The organism is Bradyrhizobium sp. USDA 4510, from assembly GCF_054059095.1.
Map to the genome: position 1 here is coordinate 1629069 of NZ_JBSSBT010000001.1, position 25315 is coordinate 1654383.

A 25315-nucleotide genomic window follows, 5' to 3' on the forward strand; every position below is an offset into this window, starting at 1 on the left:
CTTGGCCGATCGACTGTCGCGATCCTTGGGCCCCGCGCCAGTTCCATCGTCAGCACCTCGCAATCGCCGCGGGTCTGGGGGTTGGGTGACGTTTCGGGACGATCGGGGTCTTCGAACCGCGAACGCAGCATACGCATTCGATGATCAGAGAACCGAACTTCTGCTGATGAAGCTGCCTTCAGCAGCGAGCACCTGAAGGATTGGTACGGACTTGGCCGGCACCACTTCAGAAGCGTCATCGGTCCGCCGATCCGCTATCGAGGCTTCGTCCTTTTGCTGACCGGCTTGAAGAATTCTGCCGGTTCAACATCAAGGACAGCAGAAAATTTGCCAATGATTTCCAAACCTACGTAGGTGATGCCCCTTTCCATCTTGCTCACATGAGCGCGGTCGACGGCGGCCTCGTGGGCCAGCTCTTCCTGGGAAATCCCCCGCTGGTGCCGAATGCGGCGCAAGTTCGTTGCGAAAAGCTGACGCAGATCCATTGCGCCAGCCAACCGGCTTGTGGTTTATTAACCCACGGCTTTAAAACCGAATTCGTGGGGTGCAAGTGGATGGGAGGACCCTATGCCTGATGAGCTGAACCGCCCCGGTGTTGCGGCAATTGCGCCTGCCGATCCGGCCTTAACCCCCTATGACCACGCCCACCATATGACTTATCTCAGGTTGCTTGACGCTCACGCTGAAGGTACCGACTGGCGCGAGGTCGTGCGAATTGTGTTGTCGATCGATCCTGATCGAGAGCCGGAACAGGCGCGCGAAACGTTTGATAGCCATCTAGCCCGAGCCAAGTGGATGACGGAACAAGGCTACAGGCACCTGTTGAAAGGTGCATTTAGATAACCGGTCGTGAATGGGCGGTACCTATGGCCATTGGTTTACTTTCGCAATGGTCTCAAACATCCCCACGGCGCCCCCGCCAAACGGACTGAGGGCTTCCGCTTTCGCCCACTCGACCCATGCCCTCAACGTGCGATCTGAGACCGTGACGTCACCCTCGGTCGCTAGCCGAGCCTCGGGGTTACGGGTTGCGAGGCTTTGGCGGCTGCAGCTCTCATTTTTTCTAGGAACGACACCTTGCTATCCTCACGGTGACATTACGCAGCTTGTTCGGATTGTAGCGCCTCGCGGCCAGCGTGCGCCGCGGCCGGCTCCCAGAATGCGCCATCCGTCATGCCGGGTGGCACGCTGACGATTGTCGATGCGAACTGGGATGCTGGTGAGCAGAGCAAGCAGATCGCGTCGTTTGTTGGATCCAAGCCGGACGCTTTGTTTTGTTTGTCGTTCCGGTTGACCCCATAGGTATATCGCGGGCGGTGCAGGCGGCGACGGACGCGCGTATTCCAACGTTCCTGTGCGATAGATCGATTCCGGGCGTGCCCGCAAATTCGGCTTCGGTGCACAATCATTTTGGCATGGGTTCTGCCGCTGCCGAGTACATCTGCAAGCGACTCAAGGAAAAAAGGAAAAATTGCCGCCATCCACCTGTATTCCAACGAAGCGTGGAGCGCGCGGTCAGACGGAATGAGGTTTGTACTCTCCGGCTATCCCGAGATTCGGGTCATTGCGGAGATAGCATATTCGCTGACTGGTTCAGCGACACCTCGACAGGCGGTCGAGCACATGCTGACGACACACCCGGACATAACGCGATCTGGAGCGCGCGTGGGATGGTGGAGCGATCGGCGCCGCACATGCGATCCGGGCGCTCGGTCGAAAGGACATTGTCGCAACGGGTATTGATGGCGGCAGTGAAGCATTCGAACACATCAAGAGTGACTCTACATTCTGTTTCACAATCGCCCAAAGCTTCTACGAGCAAGTGTACTGGAATGTCTACTGTGCGCACGAAGTGCTCGCTGGGCGGCGCTCGCCACGGCATGATCATCAATCCCGCATTTGCTGCGGATTCCGCACGACTATGACCGGCGTGGCGTGGCGGATAGGCTTGGTTGGCGGCGCGTCCCCTAGGAGTTGCGCGGAGTAGTTCGGCCAGTAGTCAAATGGCACCCGAATTGATCAGAATGAGCACCAAATTGATCAATGTGTCGTACTGCTAAGCGGGTATTCTAACCCCGTTGAGGTTGGCCCAGATCGGAAGACATCAGGGCTCCCTCATCACCCAAACGTGGCAAATATGCTCTCGCACTCCCGCCTGCGCATTTCCGCTTTACCATTGTCAACATCAATGAGCTGTTCGAGCTCGAGCAGCCGCTCCACGCCAAACGGTGCCTTCCCGGGTACATAGACAAAACTGCCCCCCAAAATGACCGGAATTGGTCCGAAAATGATCAGTCACGATCGTGGCTGATGTCTCTAATAGGAGCGGGAGGGAAGGCGCGGAAAAAACGGAAGAAGAAAGCGCGCATTGTTCGGGAGGGAGTAATGCACGCTTTGTGCCTGTGCGGGTGGAGCCGTGAGCTGCTCATTGGAACCGCGACGCATAATTTCTGCTGGCTTCGCAGAGACCGTAAGCCTGATGTCCGGGTCGAACTTCCGATCAGAGGGGAGTTCTTACGCATGCTCGCTGCTTTACGGCAGCCGTCGGTGATCGCGTTCAGGTGATCGGTGATGACTATCTCGTCACCAATGCCGATCTCGTGGAGCAGGCGGCAGCAGCGCGAACCGTCAACGCCGTGCTTCTCAAAGTGAATCAAGCAGGAACGGTCAGCGAGACCTTTGCGGCCTGCCAGGTGGCTCGCCGCGCCGGGTTTGGTACCATCGTCTCGGCGCGCTCTGGGGAGACGGAGGACTTCGCGATTGCGCACCTCGCCGTCGGATGGGACGCCGGTCAGCTGAAAGTCGGATCGTTCGCGAGATCCGAGCGCATGGCGAAATGGAACGAGGTTCTCCGGATCGAGGAAGCGCTCGGCGCGAAGATGGTCCGTGCTGCGGGGCGGGAGAGGCGCGCTGGACGCGGCGTCCTCGCGCACCAGCACCGCACGTGCCCCACATGCTGCAGCAGGTGCCGCATCAACAGCAACGCCCCAGCCAGGCTCGACATCGATAAGGCATTGATAGGCAATAACTGAGATCACCAGACGTAAAATGGCACGTGCTTTACGAATGAAAACCTGATCGCGGCGCTCGCACGATTGAGAACCAAAAAAGTCAAACAACGGCGTGCGCGTGGCGAGCCACATGACTTCAATAGGAAAAGGGAGAAACCAAATGCCTGGGCGGCTCAACCATCAGAGCATCATTGTCACTGGAGCCGGTCGCGGCATTGGTGCGGAACTGGCGCAAACCTTTGCCGCCGAGGGAGCGAAGGTTGTTGTCGCGGACGTCAACCAGGGCAATGCAGCCAATGTCGCAAACCGCATCATGGCAAGCGGCGGGTCAGCGATATCGGTTGAAGTCGACGTCCGCAAACGGGACAGCATTCGCGCGATGATCTCAGCGGCGGTCAAGGAATTCGGCGGCCTGGACACGATCGTCAACAACGCCGGCATCGCGCAGGTCCGGAGCTTCCTCGACATCTCGGACGAGGATTGGGACACCATGCTTGAGGTAAACTCGCGCGGCGTCCTGATCTGCATGCAGGAATCGATCAAGCAGATGCTGGCCCAGGGGCACGGCGGGTCGGTTATCAATATGTCGTCGATCGCCGGCAAGCAGGGATACCCGACCCAGGCACACTACTGCGCCAGCAAGTTCGGCGTCGTCGCGCTAACCCAGGCCGCTGCGAAGGCGTTCGGGCCGAACCGCATCCGTGTCAACGCAATCTGCCCAGGCATTGTCGCGACGGATATGTGGAAGATGATTGACCAGGGCTTCCGCGACGCCGGGCTGACGAAGGAAGAGAATGAGGCGTTCAACGGCTATGTCGCGCTGACGGCGTTAGGACGCCCCTCGACGCCCGCTGATTTGACAGGTGTGGCGGTCTATCTGGCTTCGCACGAGTCCGACTACATGACCGGCCAGACGCTGCTCGTCGAAGGGGGGCTGGTCTTCGATTGAGCGCCCTGTGCGCCGTCATTCGGGCGTCTCGTGAAGCGGTCAGCCGATGCTGCCCAAGACAACAAACAATTCAACCAGGAGGAGGAATTCATGCAAAACAATGACGCGGTGTCCGGCCTGAGCCGGAGAGATGTCCTGGGCGCGGGCGCTGGCGTCGCCCTGGCCGCAACGCTTGGCAAGCCAGGATTGGCCGTCGCGAAGAGTCCCAAGGACCTCAATTTCAGCTTGTCGGTGCCATTCACCGGTCAAGATTCGTTCCGTCACATCATCGCCGGGTACAAGGATGCTGTTGCCAAGCTGGGAGGAACTCTGACGATTGCTGACTCGAACTGGGATGTCAAAAAGCAGACTGATCAGATCGCTTCCTTCGTTGCATCAAAGCCTGACGCTCTGTTTGTCCTGCCGGCTGATCCGGCGGCGGTCTCGAAGGCCGTGGTGGCGGCCACGGAAGCGGGGATCCCGACCTTCCTGTGCGACAGCTATGTACCCGGTGCCACCGTCAATTCCGTTTCAATGCACAACAACTTCGGCATGGGAGCGGCGACGGCCGAGTACATTTGCAAGCGGCTCAATGGAAAGGGGCGCATCGCTATCGTCAATCTGCCCTCGAACGAGGCGTGGGATATGCGCTCGCATGGAATGAGGTTCGTGCTCTACCGCTATCCTGACATCAAGGTGGTGGCTGAGTGGGCGTTCTCGCTCACCGGCTCGGTCACCCCCCGGCAGGCGGTCGACAACATGCTCACGGCGCATCAGGATATCGATGCAATCTGGAATGCCTGGGACGGCGCGGCGATTGGCGCCGCACTGGCGATCCGCGCCGCAGGGCGCGAGAACATCTTTGTGACCGGCATCGACGGTGGAAAGCAGGCGTTCGAGTACATCAAGAGCGGCACGGCGTTTTGTTACACCATTGCACAGAGCTTCTACGAGGAAGCATATCTCAGCGTCTATTGCGCGCACGAAGTCCTCGCCGGTCGGCCGGCACCGCGCATCATCGTCAATGCTGCCTACGGAGTGACAAAGGAGATGTTGTCGGGCGACATCCCCGACGACTACGACCAGCCCGGCGTGGCGGCGAAGCTCGGCTGGCAGCGCATTCTTTAGGCGTTTGGCTCGACTTCACGCGCAGGGAGAAGCCCCCGGCTTTGCCGGGGGCGGGGGGCAAGCAATGGGTCTTTCGAACATGGACATCGTGCCTTGGGCCGCAGCGATGCTCCAGGTGCCGCTGGTTGTGATCGGCTGCTTCAGGCGTCGGTCGGTCGCCATTGCGATGACAATATGTGCCGCTCTTGCCTTGGCGTCTGTCGGATTCGCTCTTGGGACTGGGGCGGCTGCTCTCGAGGCGATGTCCTCGATTGGCGTGTTCATGATCGCGTGTCGCATGATGGTCTGGTCATTCAGGAACAGCCGCCTGCTCGCCAGAGACGCCATCGGAATGCGCATGAGCCGTCGTGCTGCGGACTGGCTGGCGCGCAATGATCTATCGTTTTCTGCAACCGTTTTGAAGCAGGTGATCCATTCGCTCGAGACGGTGCTCTCACTGAAACCTTAGGTCCACGCAGGTCACAAAGTTGCGGATGGAGTTCGTGAAAATCGATCGCTGCGAACGAAGCGCGGTGAGGCCGAGGTCGGCGCGCGACCAGGTGACCGCGTATCCGTCTGCATCGGTTTTTGAGGAGGGTGAGAAAGTGACTGATCTCGTTCTGAGCATGACCGGAATTGAGAAGCGATTCGGACCGGTGCTTGCGCTCGATTCGGTCGATTTTTCGCTCCAGCGCGGTGAAATTCACGCGCTCCTTGGCGTCAATGGTGCCGGCAAGTCGACGCTCGTGAAGATCCTTTCTGGGGTCTACGTGAAGGATGCCGGGGAGATCGAGATCGAAGGGCAGAGAGTCGAGTTCTCGACACCGCGCGATGCGATCGAGCGGGGCATTGCATCGGTTCAACAACACCCGGAACTCGTCGACGACCTGTCCGGCTACGAGAACATCTTCCTTGGCCAGGAGGCCAGACGTCCAGGCCTCTTCAAGCGGATCGATCGTCATGGACTGCGAGGCCGGGCCGAGGCCCTGCTGCGTCGCTTCCCTGTCACGGCCAGCCTGGCGCTGCCGGTGGAAGCGCTGCCGTCGGTTGAGAAAGAGATTGTTGCCGTTCTTCATGCGCTGCGTCGTGACGATATCAAGATCCTGATTCTTGATGAGCCGACATCGACCTTGACGGAGCGCGAGAAGGCCCAACTCTTCCAGATGATGCGCGCGCTCAAGACGGCTGGCATTGCCATCATCTACATCACGCACCGTCTTGAGGAAGTCTTCGACATTGCCGATCGCTTCACGATATTTCGAGGCGGCCGGAGAATTGCGACGCTAACGTCCCGGGATGCATCGCAGCGAGGCGTGTCGATTGCCGAGCTGATGCTCGACGGCACAATTGGGGAGCTCTACCCGCCCAAAGCCGCGGGGAGGCGTGGTGAGACCCTTCTTGATGTGCGACAGCTGTCGCAGCCAGGCGCCTACCAGGACATCAGCTTTTCGGTTCGACGCGGCGAAATCCTTGGAATCTTCGGTCTCGTTGGCTCTGGGATCGACGAGCTGGCGAAGGCGTTGTTCGGCGTCACTCATCCGGCCTCTGGCGAAATCCGGTTGATGGGTGAATCGGTGAAGCTGGCGGGGCCCCGTGACGCACTACGTCGGGGCGTCTTCCTTCTTCCGGGAGATCGGAAGACCGAAGGCTTGACGCTGACGCGCAGCGTAACCTTCAACACCACGCTGGCCAATCCCGGGCGGGCCTCTCGGATGGGCGGCCTCACCCGCTTCGGGCGCAATCGCGAGGTGGCAGCGACGCTAGCCAAGCAGGTCGCGCTGCACCCGCCGCAGCTCTGGCAGGTCGCCTCGGCCTTCAGCGGCGGCAATCAGCAAAAGATCGTGCTTGCGAAGGGTCTGTTTTGCCAGGCGGATGTCTACATCTTCGTCGAGCCGACCGTGGGCGTCGATATTGGTGCCCGAGCAAAGCTCTACGGTCTTATTCGCGGGTTGAGCGCGAGGGCGGCAGTGGTGGTGATGTCGTCGGATTGCGATGAGGTCTTTGGCCTGTCCGATCGCGTGATGGCGCTGTACCGCGGTCGCGCACCTCTCGATCCTGTCGAGACCATCACTTGCGGCCAGCTCCTCGCCGCCGGAATTATGGGAGCGCGATAATGACCGCCTGGAGAGTGCCACCCATCATGTGGCGACTGGTCGCCTTCGTCGGATTGCTTGTCGTCATTGGGGCCGTGTTCCGGTCGCAGGCGCCCGCCTATCTAACCAACGGAAATCTTCACGCGCTGTTCCGGCATATGGCGATTCAGGGGGTGGTTGCCGTTGGCCTCACCTTCGTGATCGTTGTCAGGCACTTCGATCTGTCTTTGCCAGGCGTCGCGTCCTTCGGAGCGATGACACTGGGCTTCCTCATCAGCAAGGATGCCGGCCTGCCGGTCTGCATTCTCGGGTGCGCCGGGATCGGGCTCGGCTGCGGGTTAATTAGTGGACTTGCGGTGGGCGTCCTGCGCTTGCCCGATGTCGTTGCAACGATCGCAATGGGCTCGATCGCTTACGGCCTGTCATTCATCTACAACGACGGCGCGTCGTTCTCGGATAACTTCTTCAGTTCCGGAATCCTCGATCTCAATGATCGGGCATATTTCTCCGTTGATGCCCCGGTGTTCATTCTGGGGATGATCGCCTTAGGGGCCGCAGTCGTCTTGCACATGACACGCTTCGGTCAGGCTTTCTATGCCACTGGCGAGAACCAAACCTCGGCCAGATTCTCCGGAATTCCAGTGCGGGGCTATGTCGCTGCCGCGTTTGCCATCTGCGGTGCATTGACGTGCCTGGCGATGGTGTTGCACGTGGCATCGTCCGGCGTGGCCAACGTCTCATCCGGAAATCAGATCCTGATGCCGGCCTACGCGGCTGTGTATCTCGGAGCGGCGCTGTTCGGGGCCGCTTCGGTGCCGGCGACGCTGGCCGGCGCGCTTCTGATGTCGGCTCTGCTCAACGGCTTCACGCTCCTCACCGTCCCGTACTACTACAGCGACGCCGTCGTCAGCGCCGTGCTGATCATGGCGATCGCGGTCTTCGATCCGCGGCTGTTGGCCTCCTTGCGGCCGCTCGTCTCGCTCTTTCCGCGCAAGGCTTTGCAGAGGTCCGCATGAGCTACAGCCTTGTTCAACCCGGTGGACCGGAAGCCGGCGCGCGCCAATTCCTCGTGCGTTACGGGCTGGTGGTGCTTCTTGTGGCGTTGTCCGCCGTTTTCGGTTGGCTCCGGCCAAGCTTTGTGAGTCTCGGCAACCTATCCGACCTGCTGCAGTCAACCGGCATCGCTGCGATCATGTTCCTGGGCTTGACCTGGGTTCTCGCAGCCGGCGAGATCGATGTCAGCTTTGTGGCTGTCGCTGCTCTTGCAAACATGGTGGTGGCGGGCTTGGTCTCAGCAGGTGCGGGCTGGCCCCTGGCTTCGGCGATGGCTCTTGGCGCCAGCCTTCTGGTCGGCGCTGTCAACGGCGTTCTGATCGCATATCTTGGGTTGCCGGCCTTGGTGACGACAGTTGCGACCGGGGGAATCGTCGCGGCGCTGGCTGCTGCAATTGGCCATGGATCATCGATCGCATTGAGCTCGACTGGCTTTGTCGGCTCGATCCTCGCAACCAAGATCGGAATCGTGCCGCTGATCACGGTGATTGCCTTGTCGTTGTACGGCGGGGCCTGGTTCCTGCAGGAGCGCCTCGTGTTCGGCCATTACATGTATGCGTTGGCGAAGAACCGTAATGCCGTGATCGAAGCTGGCGTTCCGGCCGCGCGCCTGCTCGCCATCCTTTGCATGATCTCGAGCGCGTGCAGCGGGCTCGCAGGCATCCTGCTCGCTGCCGAATTGTCGTCCGGACAGCCTTCCATCGCCAGCTCTTTCTTCCTTGACGGCCTCACGGCATCGCTCCTGGGCGGAGTGATGCTCAAGCTCGGGAAGCCCAATGTCATTGGGACGATTTTCGGCGTTCTGATTTTGGCCGTGCTGGTGAGCGGCGCCGCTCTGCTCGGATGGACCGATACGCAGAGGCAAATCATCAAGGGCCTGTTGCTGCTTGTGGGAATCACGGCCGTGGTTTGGGCGCGGCCGCGCATGTGAGCCGCTGGCCACGAGTGCCATCCGTCCCGCGCTTGAGGTGTCGAACCATTGCAATGCGCCGCGAAGGTGCGAGGACGGACGGGCAGCGAGGCATTCCGGCATTTCAACAGCCGAAACGCACTTCGGCAAGATCGTGATCGAGCACGAGGGCAAGTTGACGACCGTCAAGGCAGGCCAGCCGGCCTGCACGCTATGCTATCATTGAAGTAGAACAGACATTGAGTTTGGAATGGCACAAGGCTGCAGGCATTTGGCGGGAATTCGCGACGTCGTTCCGAGTGCCCTTGGGTGCGAAGAATGCCTGCAACTGGGCGATCCATGGCTGCATCTGCGCGTCTGCCGAACCTGCGGTCATGTCGGTTGCTGTGATCAATCGCCCAACCGCCACGCGACGAAGCATTTTCATGCAACCAATCACCCGATCATTGAAGCCTATGATCCGCCCGAAGGCTGGGGCTGGTGTTACGTTGATGAAATCATGTTTGACTTGTCGGATCGGCCGACGCCGCAAAGAGGTCCGATCCCGAGATTTTATTGATGCCATGCCGCGCTGAAGGTGGGCTGTGAAGGCGTGGGCAATGCCCGGCCTAGGCGAGACCGACTGATGGCGCATGATGCTTTGACGGCCCCCAAGATGGAGCATCGTCATTGTCGGTGACGAAAGCCAACCTGGTAAGGTGAAGGACATGGCCGCGCGTACTGCCAAACGGAATTCCGATCGAGGCGAAGCCACAAAACAGCCTGGCGCGAGAGTTCAAACGATAGACCTGCAACCCTATGACCACTTCGAGCTGCTTCCGATCGCTGGCGACTGGCGCCACGGACGAGCGGAAAGCAGGTTGGTTGACACAAATCCTTATACCGACGACGTCCTCCTCGAAATCAAGCAGGCGGATCGCAGCGATCTTGATGCGGCATTTGCAGGGGGTGCCAAGGCTCAGGTGGAGTGGGCTGCCTCAGCACCGCCCGCCCGAGCGCATGTGCTTCGTCGTGCGGCAGAGATCATGGAAGCGCGCCGCGGCGAAATCGTCGATTGGCTGATCAGTGAATCCGGCAGCACGCGGCTCAAGGCGAACCTCGAGTGGGAAGTGACTCATACCGTCATGCTTTGGGCCACCTCGGTGCCGCATGCCGTCGAAAGCCGCGTCATTCCGTCCGACATTCCGGGCAAGGAAAGTCAGGTGCGGCGCAAACCGGTCGGCGTTGTTGGCGCGATCAGTCCGTGGAACTGGCCGCTCCACCTGAGCAACCGCACCATCGCGCCGGCGCTGGCGGTGGGAAATGCCGTCGTGGTGAAGCCGGCGAGCGATACGCCGGTGACGGGGGGATTACTGTTAGCGAAAATTTTCGAGGAAGCCGGCCTGCCGGCGGGTCTCCTCAACGTCGTGGTCGGCGCGGGCAGCGAAATCGGCGACGCTTTCGTCAGTCATCCCGTTCCGCGGGTGGTTTCGTTTACCGGCTCGACGCCAGTTGGCCGCAACATCGCGGAACTTGCAGCGAAGGCGCCGATCATCAAGCGTGTTGATCTGGAGCTCGGTGGTAATGCTCCCTTCGTTGTGCTCGCGGACGCCGACCTGGATCAGGCCATCGAGGCCGCAGTGTTCGGCAAGTTTCTGCACCAGGGCCAGATCTGCATCGCTATTAACCGCATCATCGTCGAGGAGGCCGTTTATCATACGTTCGTCGAGCGCTTCGCCGCGCGGGTCGCGAGGCTAAAAATCGGCGATCCCAGCGACAGTGACACCATGGTCGGCCCGATCATCAACAACTCGCAGCTTCGCAAGTTGATGGAGCGCATTGGCCGCGCGCGCGAAGACGGCGCGAAGCAGGTGCTCGGCGGCGAGCCGAACGGATTGGTGTTGCCGCCGCATATCTTCGTAAACGTTACTAACGAAATGGAGCTTGCCGCAGAGGAAATATTCGGGCCGGTGGCGCCGATTCTCCGAGTCGGCAATGCCGAAGAAGCGTTGGCTGTAGCCAATGAAACGAGTTTTGGATTAAGCGGCGCCGTGTTCACGCGCGACGTGCACCGGGGCATGCACTTTGCCCAGCGAATGCAGGTCGGTATGGCCCATGTCAATGATCAGCCTGTCATCGATTTGCCGACCTGTCCGTTTGGCGGCGAGAAGAACTCCGGCCTCGGCCGGTTCAACGGCTCTTGGGCCATCGAGGCTTTCACTACCGATCAGTGGCTGACAGCACAGCACGCGCCGCGAGGCTTTCCCTGGAATGCTTCCGCCGTACAGGGGCCATGGTCCTGAAGGTGCATAGCGCGGACGATGTTGCTCAGCAGGCCAATTCCCCCTGGTAAACTACGCTACCGGCTTTTGTTTTGGGGACTGTTGCTGCCCCTGGCGCTGTCGGCACGGGTATCGTTATTGGGCGCCGGAACCGCTGGAACGGGGCTCGCATTGGGCTGCGTATATGCGCTTCGCGGCGTGTCAGAGGCTTGGAACTCCCGTCGTCCGCTTCTTGTTTCTTTCATGGCCCAGAGCATCAGAACTATGGCAACGCAGACCATCGCGATCAGGAAGATAATTGCAAAGGGTACATTTCTGTTCATGCGATGCTCCTTCGCGCTCGGGCGCAGCGAATGTGGCAACCAGTGTGCCAGCGAACTCATCAATTATGGAGGTCGGACGGCGCGGCGCGTTGATATCACGCAACCGCCGCGACTTTCGAACAGAGCTACCTGCATCATGTGCGCTCGGAAGGAGCGGACCGGCCGATGTCGTCGTATGATTCGCCTTGAGCTCGCAGGGTTCGGCGCAACGCCGTTGATCGAACTCTAGTTGATCGAACTCTATCTGACGGCCAAGGCGCCGGGAGAATTGGACGCTTCCGAGCTCAAAGCGACGCGTTTGCTGACCGGGTCCTGCCGTAACATCACTCGACATGGCCGGCGCATCGATGAGTGCATGTCATGGCAGATGGCTAATAAATGTAACGATGCGGCCGATACTTGGCCGTGGACAATCCTCACTAGAGCGGTTTCCAGTTGAGGTGAATCGGAACAGTCAAAGGGGATTCCCACGGGCACGCAAATCAGATTCGGTGTTGCCCGCGACAACATGCGGGGCATGCGATGGCGAAGGGATACTCCAAGGACCTCAGGGTGCGTGCGGTTGAGCTTGTTGAGTCCGGCGAAAGCGCACGTGAGGCTGCGCGCATTCTCAATCTCGGCGCTTCGACTACGATCCGATGGATGGATCGTTGGAGGAAGACCGGAAACGTTGAGGCCAAGCCCGGCACCGGGCACAGCCGCTCGCCGTTGGAGCAGCACAAGCAGTGGCTGATCGAGCTGATCGCCGCGGAGCCGGACCTGACGCTCGAGGAGATCCGCGCGCGTCTGCGCTCTCAGAGAAAGCAAAAGGCCGGCATCGGTTCGATCTGGCGTTTCTTCGACCGTCACAGCATCACCTTCAAAAAAAACACTGCACGCCGCCGAGCAGGATCGACCTGACGTCGCTGCCGAGCGTGCCGCGCTGAAAGCCGAGCAGCCCAAGCTGCGTGCACCGCGCCTCATCTTTATCGACGAGACTGCGGTCACGACGAAGATGGTCCGGCACTATGGGCGCTCTCCTCGCGGTGAGCGCCTCGTCTCTGGCGTGCCCCATGGTCACTGGAAGACGCTGACGCTTGTCGCCGCGCTGCGCATCGATGGCCTCACGGCGCCCTATGTCATCGACGGTGCAATGGATGGGCCCTCGTTCCTGGCTTATGTCGAGCAAGTCCTGGCGCCGACCTTGCGCAAGGGCGACATCGTCTTCATGGACAACTTGCGCACTCACAAGATCGCCGGTGTCCGCGAGGCGATCGAGGCTGTCGGCGCCCGCGTGCGTTATCTGCCGGCCTACTCGCCCGACCTCAATCCGATCGAACAGGCCTTCTCCCGGTTGAAAGCTGCGCTGCGCAAAGGCGCCACCCGCACGGTCCAAGCCCTGCTCAAACTCATCGGCAAACTCGTCAAGTCGTTTGCGCCGCAGATGTGTGCCAACTACTTTAGGCATGCTGGATACACCAGATGATCCACATCATGTGGAAAATGCTCTAGCGCACTGAGTTCAGGAGATGGTTGGATAGAGGTCTCGCGCCCGGAACGCCATCGAGGCGCGGCATCAGCAAACAGTCGATCCAAGCAGCGGACGAAAATGCGCTGGTCGAGGCATACGGTGCAGCTGATTTTTCTGAAGAACGTCCGGCGGCGTCATGAATGGTCTCATGACAGATGTCGTACGGCGGCCTGATCGAAAGAATGCGCGCCGGTTGGTCCGTCGGAAGGCTGGTTGACGGCCGTAAAGCAAGTCAGGGCTGAAGGCGCAACCGAACCTAGCGCTTAACTGACTTGGAGATAGATTTGGGTCTCAGCGGTTATCGCGGCGCCACTCTTCCGTTGCCAGACGCATGGCTTCCGTGCGGTCGCAACCGGTCCGATCCATCCAGCGCTTGATCAGGCCCTCCTTTCCCTGCGCGCTCGTCATTGAAAAGACGCGCTGAAAATCCCGCTGGGTTTCCGATTGCCGTCGCAAGTCGGCTTGTCGCCGCGTTGCCGGATCCGGCCGCAGCGGCTGCGATCCATGCTGCAACAGGTAATAAGCGACGCCACCGACTAACAGCAGCAGCAATAGGCCTAGAATGATTTGTTCCGTATCCATGTTCGCCACTCCGCTTGAGCTGGCCCAATATCCCTCCCGGCCCGGCCATTCGCATTGACGGATCGCAAGCCGGTGGGTGGCGGATCCAAGGGGTGGTTAGCTAAGGAGCACCATTGAACATTCTGGCCCGTTTTGCGTGAGCGTAAAATTCGCCAACTGCTCACATTTCCGGTATTGAATGTCCGCTTTGTTCACACCAGCAGAGGAAAAGCGACATGCCGGGTCGAGCGGGGACGCGACTCGGCTAAGCGGGAGCGTGATCGCGGGTCGCGCTCAGACGTTCGGCAAGAAGTATCTCTTGATGTTGTCGCCGTCGGTCTTGAACAGCACGCGGGTGCCGCGAAGCTGCCGAATCTGCTTCTTGGTCCTTTTGATCATGCCGTGGCGCTTGCCGGCGTGGGCCGCCATTACTTTGCCGGTGGCAGTCACCTTGAAGCGCTTCTTTGCGCCTGATTTGGTCTTCAACTTGGGCATTCTGGCCTTCCTATGCCTGCGAGATGACAAAGCGACTCGGCGATGGCCTCAATCGTCGCTTCGTTCTGAATATCCGAGACAGCGAAATCCTGCGGAAGCATTAGATCAACGATCTGCCGCTAACCGTCCGGACGCACGGCCCATTATTTGGGAATTTCTTGAACATGATGGCGGGCTTAATCTTAGCGAACGATCCAGCCGCTTCACTGCGCACCATTGTACCGAGAGTATCCGCCGATAGCAGGCCACGGGATAAGTTCTTATATTCATACTCGCACCCTTGCTTTGGCCGGGGGTAACGCTTTCGAGGGAACCGACCGGAAAGATGAACGATCGCCTCGCAAGAACGTTCAACTAAATGCTGCGAATTCCCGCACCGTAAAAGTACGTAATGCGGTCGCCGATGTCACAAACGAAGCGGCGCAGAGTTGCACGCTGGAAATTGATTGCAGCCAACGAGACGATGCTGACCGTTGAACGTGAAAAAGCGAGTCGGGCTTTCGATACCTTTGCACCGGATTTCATACTGCAGGCCACCCCCGACCAACACCTCAACCACCATGAACAAAAAGCCTTCATATTCTCTCGCAGCCGAGTTGAGGCCTTTTGTAGCTCCGTTCCGCTTCGACGGATCGAGCGAGTTTCACCTCAAATCACAGAAGACCAGAGAGAGGGGAGGTCTCGACAAGGGCCAGGGCGAGGAGATCATCGAGGCCAACCACAAACGGTTGAGTGATTTCCAGGAAAAGCTCTACGCGCAGAACAGTTGGTCGTTGCTGCTGATCTTCCAGGGCATGGACGCCGCCGGCAAAGACAGTGCCATCAAGACCATCTTTAAGGGCATCAACCCGCAGGGCTGCGAGGTGCATTCCTTCAAGCAGCCGTCAACGCTTGAGCTCGATCATGATTTCATGTGGCGCAGCGTGATCGCGCTGCCGCGGCGTGGCCGCATCGGCATCTTTAACCGTTCTTATTATGAAGATTGCCTGGTGGTGCGGGTGCATCCGGAGATTCGCGCTAAGGAGAAGATTCCCGCCCGGTTGATTACCAGGAATATCTGGCGCGAGCGGTTTGAGGACGTCTCTTCCTTTGAGCGCTACCTCGCGCGCAATGGCACAATCATCCTGAAGTTCTTCCTCAACATATCGAAGGAAGAACAGCGCCAGCGTCTTCTCGCGCGACTAGATGAGCCTTCGAAGAACTGGAAGTTCTCGATGGCCGATATCGCCGAGCGCGCACTGTGGGAGAAATACCAAGCGGCGTATCAGGAGGTTATCAGGCATACCTCAAACGAGGCGGCGCCGTGGCACGTGGTACCGGCCGATCACAAATGGTTCGCGCGAGTGGTGATCGGCTCCACTGTCGTCAGCGCGCTCAACAGGCTCGATTTGCGGTTCCCCAAGGTCGACCCTGCTTCGCTGCAGGAGTTAAAGCTGGTCCGCAAGGCATTGCTGGCGGAAGGGCAGGAGCGAAAAGTAGGTAAAGTCGCCGGTCAACAGGTTAAGTGAACCTAGAAAGGGTTTCATGCGCTTAGCAGACCCAGCACAGCCGCGGCGTCCGGGCTGTTCGGGTGGTTCGGGGCGACTTTCTTTATGCGTCCATGCTGGCAGGTCCATTGGTACCGATGCGTGCCCACAGCATCAGCACGATTGCAAAACAGACGAGCGCGACGATGACCAGGACGGCATAAGGCTTTCGGGGCTCATGGGAGTTCTCCTTTGCCTGGATTATCAAACCCAAGAATGAACTTGAGCGCGGCGCAAAGATCGCAGCCATAACCGTATCCTTTTGGCGATGGCGTTGTCCCATCGCTGACCGCAGCTGCTCACTCGACGAGCGCCTGCTATTTTCCCAATTAACCGGCGCCGCATTCGGGCAGGCCGCAGTACTATTCAAGCGCTCCGAGCCGCGACGTCACCAACTTTTGCGTCTGGCCCTTGATCCCCAGTCGATCGAGCAGAGCGTTGGCAACAGCTTCCGAGGATGCTGGATTCTGTCCCGTGATTAGGTCGCCATCGGAGATGGCATAGGGCTGCCATTTCTCTTTCCGCGAATAGTTGCCGCCGTTGTTCCTCAACATATCTTCGACCAGGAACGGTAAGACGTCAGTCAGTTCAATTGCAGCCTCCTCGAGGTTGGAAAATCCGGTGACGGATTTGCCGGCGACAAGGGGCAGCCCATTGGATGCCCTGGTAGAACGCAACGCGCCGGGCCCATGGCAGACGAGCCCTAATGGACGACGCGTGCGGGCCATGGTTTCGATCAGTGCGATTGAGTGGGGATCATTGGCGAGATCCCATAACGGCCCGTGGCCGCCCGGATAGAAGGCGGCATCATGGTCGCGGGCCGAAATGCTCGACAGCGTCCGGGTGTTCGCCAACTCGGCTTGTGCATGACTGTCGCGCTGAAAGCGATTAGTCGCTTCGGTCTCCGCTTCGGCCCACTCGCTTCTTGGATCGACCGGGGGTAGGCCTCCGTCGGGCGATGCAAGTGTGAGAACGATGCCGGCGTCCTTGAAGATGTAATAGGGCGTAGCGAGTTCGTCGAACCAGAGGCCAGTCTTCTTGCCAGTGTCCCCAAGTCGGTCGTGCGAGGTTAGTACGATCAATATCCTCATCTCAGGTTTACTCCTCTGCTCGGCACCTTGGTGGCGGAGCATCGGGCATCATGGTTCGATGTTCATTGAGGGTCATCAATTTTGCCGTCAAAGTGCAGACCAGCGCTGATTGGCACAGGCTTTTGGTTGTTGTCGCGTCACATTGATTGTCGGCGAACTTTCGAAGCTCGTCCTGGTCGAGCGCTGTTCGGTCTTACCAGAGACCAGGTCGCTCCGATTTCGAACCGGATTACTCTAGTGATTGGCCCCCAAGATAAAGGCGACGAGTTGGTGCGCAGCCTCTTTCGTGGAATGTCTGTTGTTGAAGCATCACCGTTTGATGAGGATCTCAGGTGAGCATCTCCCATTCATGAAAACTGATCCCCGTCAAGGTCCTAAGACAACTGCAGCGGCATACTGTGCCACGCTTCCGTATACTCCTGGAACGAAAGGCGGCCGAGCGTTGAGAAGATTCGACGCTGCTGGATAGGCTGATCTGAACAAAGTTGGGCTTCTGCCGCATGTCCCATGTCGATCATGTAGGCCAAGCGGACGTGTCGTTGAGTCGTCCGCCGACCCTCTCCTCGAGCTGTGTCGCTGTTATGACCGCTTCGGGTAGGATTACGGTTGCCAATCTCGATTACGACCAGCTGATGCTGACCGAAATCCACGCGTCTAGGCTAAGGTTCATCGCCGCTGGTCCGACAAGAGGGAGAGACTGCATGCGAAGTTCGTGTACCTGCGTCGCGCTTGCCGCGTTCATCCTGGGCATTTTCAGCTCCATGGGTGCAGCCCAGCCGCAGAGTGAAGATAAAAAGTCGGGAGATGCTCCTTGGAGTACCGGGCGCACAGTATTGCCGGACAATCAGGGTCAACCCCAGCCTCAGGGCTGGACCGGCCCACTATCGACCGGCACTGGCGGCGCTCCACCGACAAGTCCACAGGGGGGCACACCGCCAGACATGCAACCCGCGCCGGGCGGTGCGACCAAGAGCATCGTTGATCCTTCTCCTAAGTACTAACGCGTGACGTGGCTGCATGAAGGGAGAGCCCCGATGAATGGCTTCATTGCCGGTCCGGCCTTGCGGTTTGCTGATGCATCTACGGGGTCAGGGCAGGAGGCCTCGGTACTCTCACTGTTCACAATCACAGCGGAGAGAGCTGTGCTATCGGCGCGCAGTAGACGGGGCAGGAGAAAAAAATCTGTCTAGAAGATGATGTTTGTCATGATGCCCACGTCTCGTGCTGTGCGCATAGTGGCAATTGAGTTTGATCTCCAACGCCCGTTGGAACCGCGTGGAAGGGCTTGTGTATGAAGGGACGTGTCCAGGCAGCCGTGTACCGGCGTGATCTGCTTCGCCTCGCGATTGTAAGCGCTGCCGCCGCGACCGCTGGAACGTTGACCATCGAGCCCATCGTGGCTGAGCCCGCGGGTAGCGCTAAGCGGAAGCCCCGTTACCGGGCGAACTCAGCCGAGGTTCAAAACTTCTATCGCGTCAACAGCTATCCCGCCCCATAGGGAGGCGCGCATGCTGTTCAGGAAGTCGGAACGTCGCAGTCGTGGGCAAGCAACTGTCGCGCCGTGTCAACCACGCACGGGTATCGATCGCCGGACCTTCTTGAACCGCTCGGGCGTCACCATCGGTGCGCTGGCGGTGCTTGGCGACTTGCCACTTGGTTGCGTTCGTCAGGCGGAAGCCGGCCCGCCGCCTCCCGCGGGTGCCACAGTTAACACCCGTAAGAACATCTGCACACATTGTTCGGTCGGCTGTTCGGTTATCGCAACAGTCACGAACGGCGTGTGGACCGGGCAGGAGCCAGACTATGACAGCCCGATCAATCGTGGATCGCATTGCTGCAAGGGTGCTGCGGTTCGAGACGACGTCTTGAGTGAGCGCCGCTTGCGCTACCCCGTGAAGCTTGTCGATGGCCAATGGACGCGTCTGTCATGGGAGCAGGCCATCGACGAGATCGGAGACAAGCTCATTGAGATTCGCGAGAAGTCCGGACCGGAGTCGGTGTACTGGCTTGGATCAGCCAAGTTCACCAATGAAGCCGCCTACCTCAACCGCAAGCTTGCGGCCTTCTGGGGCACGAACAATGCCGACCATCAGGCGCGTATATGCCATTCCACGACGGTCACCGGGGTAGCCAATACCTGGGGCTATGGCGCGATGACCAATAGCTACAATGACATTCGAAATGCCAAGACCATCATGGTCATGGGCGGCAACCCAGCCGAGGCGCACCCGGTTTCGCTTCAACACATTCTTGAAGGCAAGGAGCTGAACCGGGCCAACATGATCGTCATCGATCCACGAATGACGCGGACGGCCGCGCACGCGACGGAGTATCTTCGTGTTCGCCCCGGAACCCACATCGCGACGATCTACGGCATGCTTTGGCACATCTTTAAGAACGGCTGGGAGGACAAGGAATTTATCCACCAGCGGTCGTACGGCATCGACGAGATCCGCAAGCAAGTCGCGAAGTGGACGCCCCGGGAAGTCGAGCGTATTACAGGTCTGCCTGAAGCACAGGTCAGCCATGTCGCGGAAATGTTCGCCAAAGAGAAGCCCGCAACATTGATCTGGGCTATGGGGCAGACGCAATTCTCGACCGGCACAGCGAACGTCCGTGCCAGCTGCATACTTCTGCTGGCGACAGGCAACGTCGGGTGTCCCGGAGGCGGCGCCAATATTTTTCGCGGCCACACCAATGTGCAAGGCGCTACCGATCTCGGCCTCGATGTGACGACGTTGCCACTCTACTACGGCCTGACCCAGGATGCCTGGCAGCATTGGTGCAGGGTATGGGAGATCGATTACGACTGGATCGCTTCGCGCTTCGCGAGCAAAACGCTGATGGAAAGTCCCGGAATTCCGAGCACGCGCTGGTTCGACGCGAGTTTATTGCCGAAGGATCAGGTCACACAGCCCGACAATGTGCAGGCGATGTTCGTCATGGGGCATGGCGTCAACACGATCACCCGGATGCCGGAAGCCAAGCGAGGGATAGAAAAGCTCGAACTGCTGGTTGTGTGCGATCCGTATCCGACCGCATGGTCGGTACTCTCGGAACGCAAGAACGGCATCTATCTTTTACCGGCCTGCACCAGCTTCGAGATGGATGGTTCGCGAACCGCCTCGAACCGCTCGCTGCAGTGGGGTGAGAAGATCGTGGACCCAGCGTTCGAATCGAAAAACGACTACGAGACGTTCTATCTGCTCGCCAGAAAGCTGGGTTTCGCCGACCGTATGTTCAAGAACATCAAGGTAGAAAACGGCGCGGTATCGGCGGAGGATATTCTGCGCGAGATCAATCGCGGCGGCTGGTCGACGGGCTATTGCGGACAATCGCCGGAGCGGCTCAAGGCGCACATGAGGAACCAAGCCAAATTCGATCTGGTCACCCTGCGGGCGCCGAAGAATGATCCGGAAGTGGGTGGAGACTATTACGGCCTGCCGTGGCCGTGCTGGGGGAAGCCCGAGTACAGACATCCCGGCACGCCGATTCTCTACAATACCAATCTTCCGGTAAGCGAAGGCGGCGGCACGTTCCGCGCGCGGTTCGGCGTCGAACGCATCGTCAAGCGCAAGGTGATGGAGAACGGGCAGGAAGTCGAAAAGGAGCAACACGACAATTTGCTTGCCGAAGGGTCGTATTCGGTCGGTTCCGAGATCAAGGACGGCTACCCCGAGTTTACGCTGGCCGTGCTGAAGAAACTGGGCTGGGACAAGGACCTGACTCCGCAAGAAATAGAGGTCATTCAACGCGTCAATCGCGCCAATCCCGATGCGGTGTCATGGGCGCTGGATCTTTCCGGCGGCATTCAACGTGTCGTGATCGAGCACGGCTGCTCGCCGCACGGCAACGGCAAGGCGCGCATGATCGCCTGGAATTTGCCTGATCCAATTCCGGTCCATCGCGAACCGATCTACACCCCTCGTCCGGATCTCGTGGCTGATTATCCGACGCTGCCGGATGCCAGGCAATTCCGCATGCCCAATATCGGCTTCAGCATTCAGAAGGCTGCGGTTGACAAAGGCATTGCCAAGCAGTTTCCCCTGATCCTGAGTTCGGGACGGCTTGTAGAATACGAAGGAGGCGGCGAAGAGACGCGATCCAGTAAATGGCTAGCAGAACTGCAGCAGCACATGTTCGTCGAAATCAATCCGGTGGATGCAGGCGCCCGCGGAATCAAGGATGGCGGATGGGTTTGGGTGACCGGGCCGGAGAGTAATTCGAGGGCTCGCATGAAGGCCGTTGTGACGGAAAGAGTAGGCGAGGGAGTGGCCTGGATGCCTTTCCACTTCGCCGGTTGGTACGAAGGCACCGATCTGCGTCCCAAGTATCCGAAAGGTGCCGATCCGATCGTGCTCGGCGAGAGCGTGAACACGCTCACGACTTACGGATACGATCCATCGACCGGCATGCATGAGCCGAAGGCCACCCTTTGTCAGATCAGGGCGGCGTAAGAGGATAGAGCCCTGGCGTGCATGAAATTCCCTTGTAGATGCTGCAAAGCCTGCGTCACCATCCGCAAAAACTAGAATGACGTCTCCTGGAGAATGACGGCTAGCCCGGTAAGTTCGGTTTCGATGCGTGCATTGCACGGTCCACCCTGCGGGGAGCCGTGTGACATGCATCAATCCGACAGACGATTGCACTCGTGCTGCTTCGGAAAGATTTGTGCATCAGCTGCTTCGAAAGAATTGTGCATCAGCTGCGGCTACTGCTTCTATGCCCGCTCACTCGCGGCGCCGCAATATCCGATGGTCAATTTCGAGTTTCGCGGCAAGACGTCGCGATCCTGGAAGGTTGGCTGAAGGTTGGCTGTTGGGTGCAGCGATACAGATACATCAGCGATCGCCCGGTTGATACATGGTGGTGCGCCAAACGGGCGTTCGCATGGCAGGCCCTGCGGCGGATCAAGGTTTGGTGGCGGACCTCAGCTACCAAGTGCACGACTTTGCTCGCTAATCTATGATGTACAATTCCCAGCGCGAGATCGTAGCGCCCGAACCGCTCAGCTATCCCCTCTGCCGTCAGTTCGAGCGCGCGCCCGGGGCGGGATTGCCAACTGAAGCTACTGCGTCCGGCGCGCTGGAATCGACGATTTCGGCGGCGCGCTGAGGTGTGCTGCTTCGATGAGAGGCCTCGCGATAGTGTTCACGGGACATCGGAAGCAGCAGCAATCCAATAATATCTGACCTGCCAATAGTCGTAGATGTCCTGGTTGCGGGCCCGAGCTGTTTGCTCCCAGTGTTCCCCTTGCTCGATCTTCGGCGCGTTCTTAAGCTCCCCTTCGGTGATGTCCACCTGGAAGCCATCGGGCTTTTCATTCCAGGTCAACATCGACCAGGGAATAGGGTAGTGGTCCTCTCCGATGCCGAGGAAGCCGCCGAAACTCAGGATCGCGTAGGCGATCTGGCCGGTGAGCTTGTCGATCATCAGGCGCTCTACCTTCCCGATACGCTTGCCGTGTACGTCATAGACCGGCATTCCTTCCACGCTGTCGCTAGTGATGAGGGAAGAAGTGTGGCCCTCTTGCATCGGGACGGGTTGCTCCCAATAACCATAGACCCGCTCGTCGCGGTCCGGGTTCGCTTGCTCCCAGCTTTCCACTGGTTCGGCCTTCGGAGCGTTCTTGAGTTGCTCCTCGGTGATGTCGACGCGATATCCACCGAGCTTCTCATCGTAGTTCAGCATCGGCCAAGGAACTGGATAGTGGGTCCCGCCGATACCGAGGAATCCCCCAAAACTCAGGACCGCGTAGGCGATGCGGCCGCCGGCCTTGTCGATCACTAGCCGCTCGACCTTCCCGATGCGCTTGCCCTGTGGATCATAGACCGCAGTGCCTTCTACGCGATCGCTTGCGATCAGGGAAGACGCAGTTTCGCTCTCCGTCGCGGGTGCGCGCTGCATTGTAGTCACCATTGATTGTCTCCTTGATTGGCACATTCAAAACCAGAGCATCGGCCCCCGGATTACTAATCGATGGTTTCGGAGGCTTGCACTCTATTGCATGCAGCTACGAGCTACGCTGCCATCGCGTCCGCTGCATTGATGGCCGTCAACGCACGTGCACGGTCTGCGGATGCTCGCGTTTGGTGAACTCGACGTCCAGTTAGCATAGCGACCGTTGCGTCAAGTGAAGAGCGTTGCAGCGTGTAACAGAACGCCAATTGAGCGTCAGGGATCAGCGTCCATTACCATGCTAGGCGTCGTTCACCGCGACTGAAGCTGTTAAATCACCGGCCGGGCTGGCCGATTCGAACGTGGCGCAGCGCGTCCCCGCACGAGGACTGGCGATGTGACGCGACTTTCCGGGCCGTCAATGCTCGAGCAGCTAAGGCGAACTGCAGCGGGCAAGCGACATTTCTACGAAACCCTAGCATACAGATAGCATTGTGACCCAGCTCTCATGACCTGCTTCAACGGCGCGTCCTAGCTGACGAACGTCGACTGTTGGGGAACCGCCAAATGGAGCGACTCGCTGCCTCGACAGGAGATGGTCAATATCATGGTGCAGCTCAAGCGCCCCAGCTGCGACACCCGTGACGCCGCGGCCCCTAACGCCGCTACGGTAGTATTTGAGATGGACGGTTTCTTCGCGGGCCGTCCGCCGTAGCGGGCATGGCGTGATCCTCGCCGCGCGGACCGCCTGTCCGCGAGTTCTAGCAGCGCCGGACTTTGCGAACGATCAAAGTGCCGTCGGGCCGGTGGTGGCGCTCGACTACTATCCGGCAGTCGTCCCAGGCGTAGCTACGCCACGCCGGCTCGCGCACGATCACGTCGCGTTCGACCACGCGAGGTGGAGGACGAACGACTTCTTCTTCCCAGACCTGAGCTGAGCTGGGCCATGCGGCCAAAGTCGTCATGATGCCCGCAAGACCTATCGCGAAAATTCTCATGCTGTCTCTCCTTGCAATTTGACCGGTTGGCAGTGGGGGCCCAACGCTTGGCGATGTTGGATGTTGCCGTCGGTTGCGAAAATAAAGCACATGAGGCGCGGGCCGGAAATTGACGGCTGTCAAGGGCGCGCTCGAGCAGCAGAGCTAGAAAAGCAGCCTGCGCCAGTTGGGCCACCAGACGCTCTCGAATGGTCCATATTGCTGATGCTGCTTTCTCGACCGGTGTGCTCAGCTACGATCTTTGCTCTGCTTTGTCTTTAATTTGCGGCCGCCGGCACATGGCTCGCCGTTCTCGGACGCACCTTGTATTATACGATGGCCGGAGTCGGCCTGCCCGCAGACTGCCTTGCGAGGAAGTCTACGTCACCTTCGGCTTACATCCCCATCTCGGAAAAGAATGCCATCGATCTTGCCAGAACGGTAAGCCGATTGCACCCTCTCTACCATTCATATTGATGACCGGGAGGCGAGATGGACCAGTTGAAAGAAATTGCAGGATGCGGGTTCTTCAGAAGCCGATTTTACAGAAGCCATGGACTCGGCGAACTGGCGGAGGAAGTCCCCCTGGCGCTCGGCTAAGATCAGGTGCCTCGGCATCGATGATCCACGAGCATTTCAAATCAAGTCATGCTGCCCGGCATGAAGCAGCGGACCGTGGTTCCCATGTAGTCGCGGATCGGCCAAACCATGGTTCTTCCCACTCTGTTCGGCTCGGTGATGACGGCCTCATCCGGAACGTCAATCCATTGGTTGTCTAGGCGTACGCGGTAGTGGCCGTCGCGGGTTTCCCAATCGACATCGCTGACCGCCGTGCCGTCGGCGTCGGAGCAGCAGGGTCCCTTGCCCGATCTGAGCTGGTCGAACCAGGCTTTCAGCGGCGAATTGGCATGGCGGCCGTCGTCGCGGGCGTGCGCCGATAGTATCGGCGATGCCAGCGCCAGGATACAAGCAGCCGAAATGGCAATGGGTCGTTTCAAGCGCTTTGCGAACACATCACTCTCACTTCGAGATGTTGGAGCTGCGGGCGCGATCTGAATGGTAACGTCGTGCGTCAACGCTGTCGTTGACAACGAGCAATTTTAGAATGATTGGGATTTGACCTGCATTGCGTGCGCGTGCAATTGCGAAAGCTCTTCATCTGCGGGGTCTTGTCCTTCCAATCTTCAATAACTATCGTGTCGATTTGACCGCTTTTCAGGCGCTATCGAGATGCGCCGCGGATCAACCAGTTGGATATCTCATTGACGCGCGCGAGATGTTGCAGCTCCCGGAATGGGGCTCGTCGACGTCGGGCAACATTTCCGCCGCGGTACTGGCCAGAGCAATCGCACCTCGAAGTGACCGTGCCGCCAATGCTCGATGGCGGCGTGGATCTGCCGCATCGATGCGTAGTGGAAACAGCTCTCGACGTGATGAGTGTTGCCGATCGCCTGTTCCCTCACGCTAGATGCGAGCCCTCACTGAGGCGAACGCAGTTCGCTATTCGCAAGTCTGGAGAGGCGGGGCCAATAGAGCGGATCGCCGCCCGCACAATTGATACAATCAAGAAA

General features: G+C 59.2%; 23 protein-coding genes and 1 pseudogene. 14 read left to right on the forward strand and 10 right to left on the reverse strand.

Features of this window, described 5'->3' with window-relative positions; genetic code table 11:
- Positions 1–254 precede the first annotated feature (254 nt).
- A complete protein-coding gene (locus ACVMDN_RS07225) occupies positions 255–485 on the reverse strand; it encodes a helix-turn-helix domain-containing protein (RefSeq protein WP_141340112.1) in 231 nt (76 codons plus the stop codon).
- Positions 486–567: 82 nt separating this feature from the next.
- On the opposite strand from ACVMDN_RS07225, the gene ACVMDN_RS07230 reads away from it, so the two are divergent.
- Positions 568–843 carry a DNA -binding domain-containing protein gene (locus ACVMDN_RS07230; protein WP_253587608.1) on the forward strand — a complete coding sequence of 92 codons (276 nt, stop codon included), beginning with the start codon at positions 568–570 and terminating at the stop codon, positions 841–843.
- Between the two features lie 254 nt (positions 844–1097).
- On the opposite strand, the gene ACVMDN_RS07235 is transcribed toward ACVMDN_RS07230, so the two are convergent.
- Positions 1098–1481 carry a hypothetical protein gene (locus tag ACVMDN_RS07235; protein ID WP_456843624.1) on the reverse strand — a complete coding sequence of 128 codons (384 nt, stop codon included), beginning with the start codon at positions 1479–1481 and terminating at the stop codon, positions 1098–1100.
- 173 nt (positions 1482–1654) lie between these two features.
- On the opposite strand from ACVMDN_RS07235, the gene ACVMDN_RS07240 reads away from it, so the two are divergent.
- The 11 genes from ACVMDN_RS07240 (at position 1655) to ACVMDN_RS07290 (ending at position 13151) form a co-directional block, all read left to right on the forward strand.
- On the forward strand, positions 1655–1987 hold the full coding sequence (locus tag ACVMDN_RS07240; protein ID WP_456835889.1) for a sugar ABC transporter substrate-binding protein: 333 nt from the start codon (positions 1655–1657) through the stop codon (positions 1985–1987).
- Between the two features lie 574 nt (positions 1988–2561).
- Positions 2562–3032, forward strand: a complete 471-nt coding sequence (locus ACVMDN_RS07245; protein ID WP_456843625.1) for a hypothetical protein — start codon at positions 2562–2564, stop codon at positions 3030–3032.
- 139 nt (positions 3033–3171) lie between these two features.
- Positions 3172–3960 carry an SDR family NAD(P)-dependent oxidoreductase gene (locus tag ACVMDN_RS07250; RefSeq protein WP_456835403.1) on the forward strand — a complete coding sequence of 263 codons (789 nt, stop codon included), beginning with the start codon at positions 3172–3174 and terminating at the stop codon, positions 3958–3960.
- A 90-nt stretch (positions 3961–4050) separates the two neighbouring features.
- Positions 4051–5067, forward strand: coding sequence for a sugar ABC transporter substrate-binding protein (locus tag ACVMDN_RS07255; protein ID WP_456835402.1), 1017 nt, complete (start codon positions 4051–4053; stop codon positions 5065–5067).
- Positions 5068–5131: 64 nt separating this feature from the next.
- Entirely contained in the window at positions 5132–5515 is a 384-nt protein-coding gene (locus tag ACVMDN_RS07260; RefSeq protein ID WP_253587607.1) for a hypothetical protein, read from the forward strand.
- Positions 5516–5549: 34 nt separating this feature from the next.
- Positions 5550–7160, forward strand: coding sequence for a sugar ABC transporter ATP-binding protein (locus ACVMDN_RS07265; protein ID WP_253587606.1), 1611 nt, complete (start codon positions 5550–5552; stop codon positions 7158–7160).
- A gap of 26 nt (positions 7161–7186) precedes the next feature.
- On the forward strand, positions 7187–8155 hold the full coding sequence (locus ACVMDN_RS07270) for an ABC transporter permease (protein WP_456843626.1): 969 nt from the start codon (positions 7187–7189) through the stop codon (positions 8153–8155).
- A complete protein-coding gene (locus ACVMDN_RS07275) occupies positions 8152–9123 on the forward strand; it encodes an ABC transporter permease (protein ID WP_141340118.1) in 972 nt (323 codons plus the stop codon). The genes ACVMDN_RS07270 and ACVMDN_RS07275 overlap by 4 nt, the downstream gene beginning before the upstream one ends.
- A gap of 229 nt (positions 9124–9352) precedes the next feature.
- Positions 9353–9661 carry a UBP-type zinc finger domain-containing protein gene (locus ACVMDN_RS07280; protein WP_253587604.1) on the forward strand — a complete coding sequence of 103 codons (309 nt, stop codon included), beginning with the start codon at positions 9353–9355 and terminating at the stop codon, positions 9659–9661.
- Between the two features lie 148 nt (positions 9662–9809).
- Positions 9810–11384 (forward strand): aldehyde dehydrogenase family protein, encoded by a 1575-nt coding sequence (locus ACVMDN_RS07285; RefSeq protein ID WP_141340120.1) that lies wholly within the window; start codon positions 9810–9812, stop codon positions 11382–11384.
- An 824-nt stretch (positions 11385–12208) separates the two neighbouring features.
- A protein-coding gene (locus tag ACVMDN_RS07290; protein ID WP_141343507.1) for an IS630 family transposase occupies positions 12209–13151 on the forward strand; the annotation gives its coding sequence in 2 pieces (ribosomal slippage) (positions 12209–12547 and positions 12549–13151; 942 coding nt in all).
- Between the two features lie 336 nt (positions 13152–13487).
- On the opposite strand, the gene ACVMDN_RS07295 is transcribed toward ACVMDN_RS07290, so the two are convergent.
- Positions 13488–13778 (reverse strand): hypothetical protein, encoded by a 291-nt coding sequence (locus tag ACVMDN_RS07295; RefSeq protein ID WP_141340121.1) that lies wholly within the window; start codon positions 13776–13778, stop codon positions 13488–13490.
- A gap of 273 nt (positions 13779–14051) precedes the next feature.
- Positions 14052–14252: a 50S ribosomal protein L35 gene (gene rpmI, locus ACVMDN_RS07300; RefSeq protein ID WP_141340122.1), complete on the reverse strand. Its 201-nt coding sequence runs from the start codon at positions 14250–14252 to the stop codon at positions 14052–14054.
- A 560-nt stretch (positions 14253–14812) separates the two neighbouring features.
- Between rpmI and ACVMDN_RS07305 the strand changes: the two genes are divergently transcribed.
- Entirely contained in the window at positions 14813–15760 is a 948-nt protein-coding gene (locus ACVMDN_RS07305; RefSeq protein ID WP_456835401.1) for a polyphosphate kinase 2 family protein, read from the forward strand.
- An 82-nt stretch (positions 15761–15842) separates the two neighbouring features.
- On the opposite strand, the gene ACVMDN_RS07310 is transcribed toward ACVMDN_RS07305, so the two are convergent.
- Positions 15843–16028 (reverse strand): hypothetical protein, encoded by a 186-nt coding sequence (locus ACVMDN_RS07310; RefSeq protein WP_225645927.1) that lies wholly within the window; start codon positions 16026–16028, stop codon positions 15843–15845.
- A 112-nt stretch (positions 16029–16140) separates the two neighbouring features.
- A complete protein-coding gene (locus ACVMDN_RS07315) occupies positions 16141–16869 on the reverse strand; it encodes a type 1 glutamine amidotransferase domain-containing protein (RefSeq protein ID WP_253587602.1) in 729 nt (242 codons plus the stop codon).
- Between the two features lie 1508 nt (positions 16870–18377).
- Here ACVMDN_RS07315 and ACVMDN_RS07320 point away from each other — a divergent pair.
- Positions 18378–21326 (forward strand): formate dehydrogenase subunit alpha, encoded by a 2949-nt coding sequence (locus tag ACVMDN_RS07320; protein WP_253587601.1) that lies wholly within the window; start codon positions 18378–18380, stop codon positions 21324–21326.
- Between the two features lie 694 nt (positions 21327–22020).
- Here the strand turns inward: ACVMDN_RS07320 and ACVMDN_RS07325 are convergent.
- The 4 genes and pseudogenes from ACVMDN_RS07325 to ACVMDN_RS07340 all read right to left on the reverse strand — a co-directional run bounded on the left by ACVMDN_RS07325 (position 22021) and on the right by ACVMDN_RS07340 (position 24742).
- The gene (locus tag ACVMDN_RS07325) at positions 22021–22404 is read right to left on the reverse strand and encodes a PRC-barrel domain-containing protein (protein ID WP_225646038.1); all 384 of its coding nucleotides are present in this window, start codon (positions 22402–22404) and stop codon (positions 22021–22023) included.
- 6 nt (positions 22405–22410) lie between these two features.
- Positions 22411–22788, reverse strand: a pseudogene (locus ACVMDN_RS07330) (PRC-barrel domain-containing protein); the annotation flags it as partial.
- A gap of 740 nt (positions 22789–23528) precedes the next feature.
- Positions 23529–23765 carry a hypothetical protein gene (locus ACVMDN_RS07335; RefSeq protein WP_225645930.1) on the reverse strand — a complete coding sequence of 79 codons (237 nt, stop codon included), beginning with the start codon at positions 23763–23765 and terminating at the stop codon, positions 23529–23531.
- A 620-nt stretch (positions 23766–24385) separates the two neighbouring features.
- On the reverse strand, positions 24386–24742 hold the full coding sequence (locus ACVMDN_RS07340) for a hypothetical protein (RefSeq protein WP_425249177.1): 357 nt from the start codon (positions 24740–24742) through the stop codon (positions 24386–24388).
- Positions 24743–25315: the final 573 nt, after the last annotated feature.

Bases quoted from the DNA above. Each gene is read 5' to 3' on its own strand.
- ACVMDN_RS07310 (WP_225645927.1), bottom strand. From the start codon at position 16,028: ATGGCTGCGATCTTTGCGCCGCGCTCAAGTTCATTCTTGGGTTTGATA.
- ACVMDN_RS07225 (WP_141340112.1), bottom strand. From the start codon at position 485: ATGGATCTGCGTCAGCTTTTCGCAACGAACTTGCGCCGCATTCGGCAC.
- ACVMDN_RS07320 (WP_253587601.1), top strand. From the start codon at position 18,378: ATGCTGTTCAGGAAGTCGGAACGTCGCAGTCGTGGGCAAGCAACTGTC.
- ACVMDN_RS07280 (WP_253587604.1), top strand. From the start codon at position 9,353: ATGGCACAAGGCTGCAGGCATTTGGCGGGAATTCGCGACGTCGTTCCG.
- ACVMDN_RS07235 (WP_456843624.1), bottom strand. From the start codon at position 1,481: ATGGCGGCAATTTTTCCTTTTTTCCTTGAGTCGCTTGCAGATGTACTC.
- ACVMDN_RS07270 (WP_456843626.1), top strand. From the start codon at position 7,187: ATGTGGCGACTGGTCGCCTTCGTCGGATTGCTTGTCGTCATTGGGGCC.
- ACVMDN_RS07295 (WP_141340121.1), bottom strand. From the start codon at position 13,778: ATGGATACGGAACAAATCATTCTAGGCCTATTGCTGCTGCTGTTAGTC.
- ACVMDN_RS07275 (WP_141340118.1), top strand. From the start codon at position 8,152: ATGAGCTACAGCCTTGTTCAACCCGGTGGACCGGAAGCCGGCGCGCGC.
- rpmI (WP_141340122.1), bottom strand. From the start codon at position 14,252: ATGCCCAAGTTGAAGACCAAATCAGGCGCAAAGAAGCGCTTCAAGGTG.
- ACVMDN_RS07230 (WP_253587608.1), top strand. From the start codon at position 568: ATGCCTGATGAGCTGAACCGCCCCGGTGTTGCGGCAATTGCGCCTGCC.
- ACVMDN_RS07325 (WP_225646038.1), bottom strand. From the start codon at position 22,404: ATGCAAGAGGGCCACACTTCTTCCCTCATCACTAGCGACAGCGTGGAA.
- ACVMDN_RS07255 (WP_456835402.1), top strand. From the start codon at position 4,051: ATGCAAAACAATGACGCGGTGTCCGGCCTGAGCCGGAGAGATGTCCTG.
- ACVMDN_RS07315 (WP_253587602.1), bottom strand. From the start codon at position 16,869: ATGAGGATATTGATCGTACTAACCTCGCACGACCGACTTGGGGACACT.
- ACVMDN_RS07250 (WP_456835403.1), top strand. From the start codon at position 3,172: ATGCCTGGGCGGCTCAACCATCAGAGCATCATTGTCACTGGAGCCGGT.
- ACVMDN_RS07260 (WP_253587607.1), top strand. From the start codon at position 5,132: ATGGGTCTTTCGAACATGGACATCGTGCCTTGGGCCGCAGCGATGCTC.
- ACVMDN_RS07305 (WP_456835401.1), top strand. From the start codon at position 14,813: ATGAACAAAAAGCCTTCATATTCTCTCGCAGCCGAGTTGAGGCCTTTT.
- ACVMDN_RS07285 (WP_141340120.1), top strand. From the start codon at position 9,810: ATGGCCGCGCGTACTGCCAAACGGAATTCCGATCGAGGCGAAGCCACA.
- ACVMDN_RS07335 (WP_225645930.1), bottom strand. From the start codon at position 23,765: ATGAGAATTTTCGCGATAGGTCTTGCGGGCATCATGACGACTTTGGCC.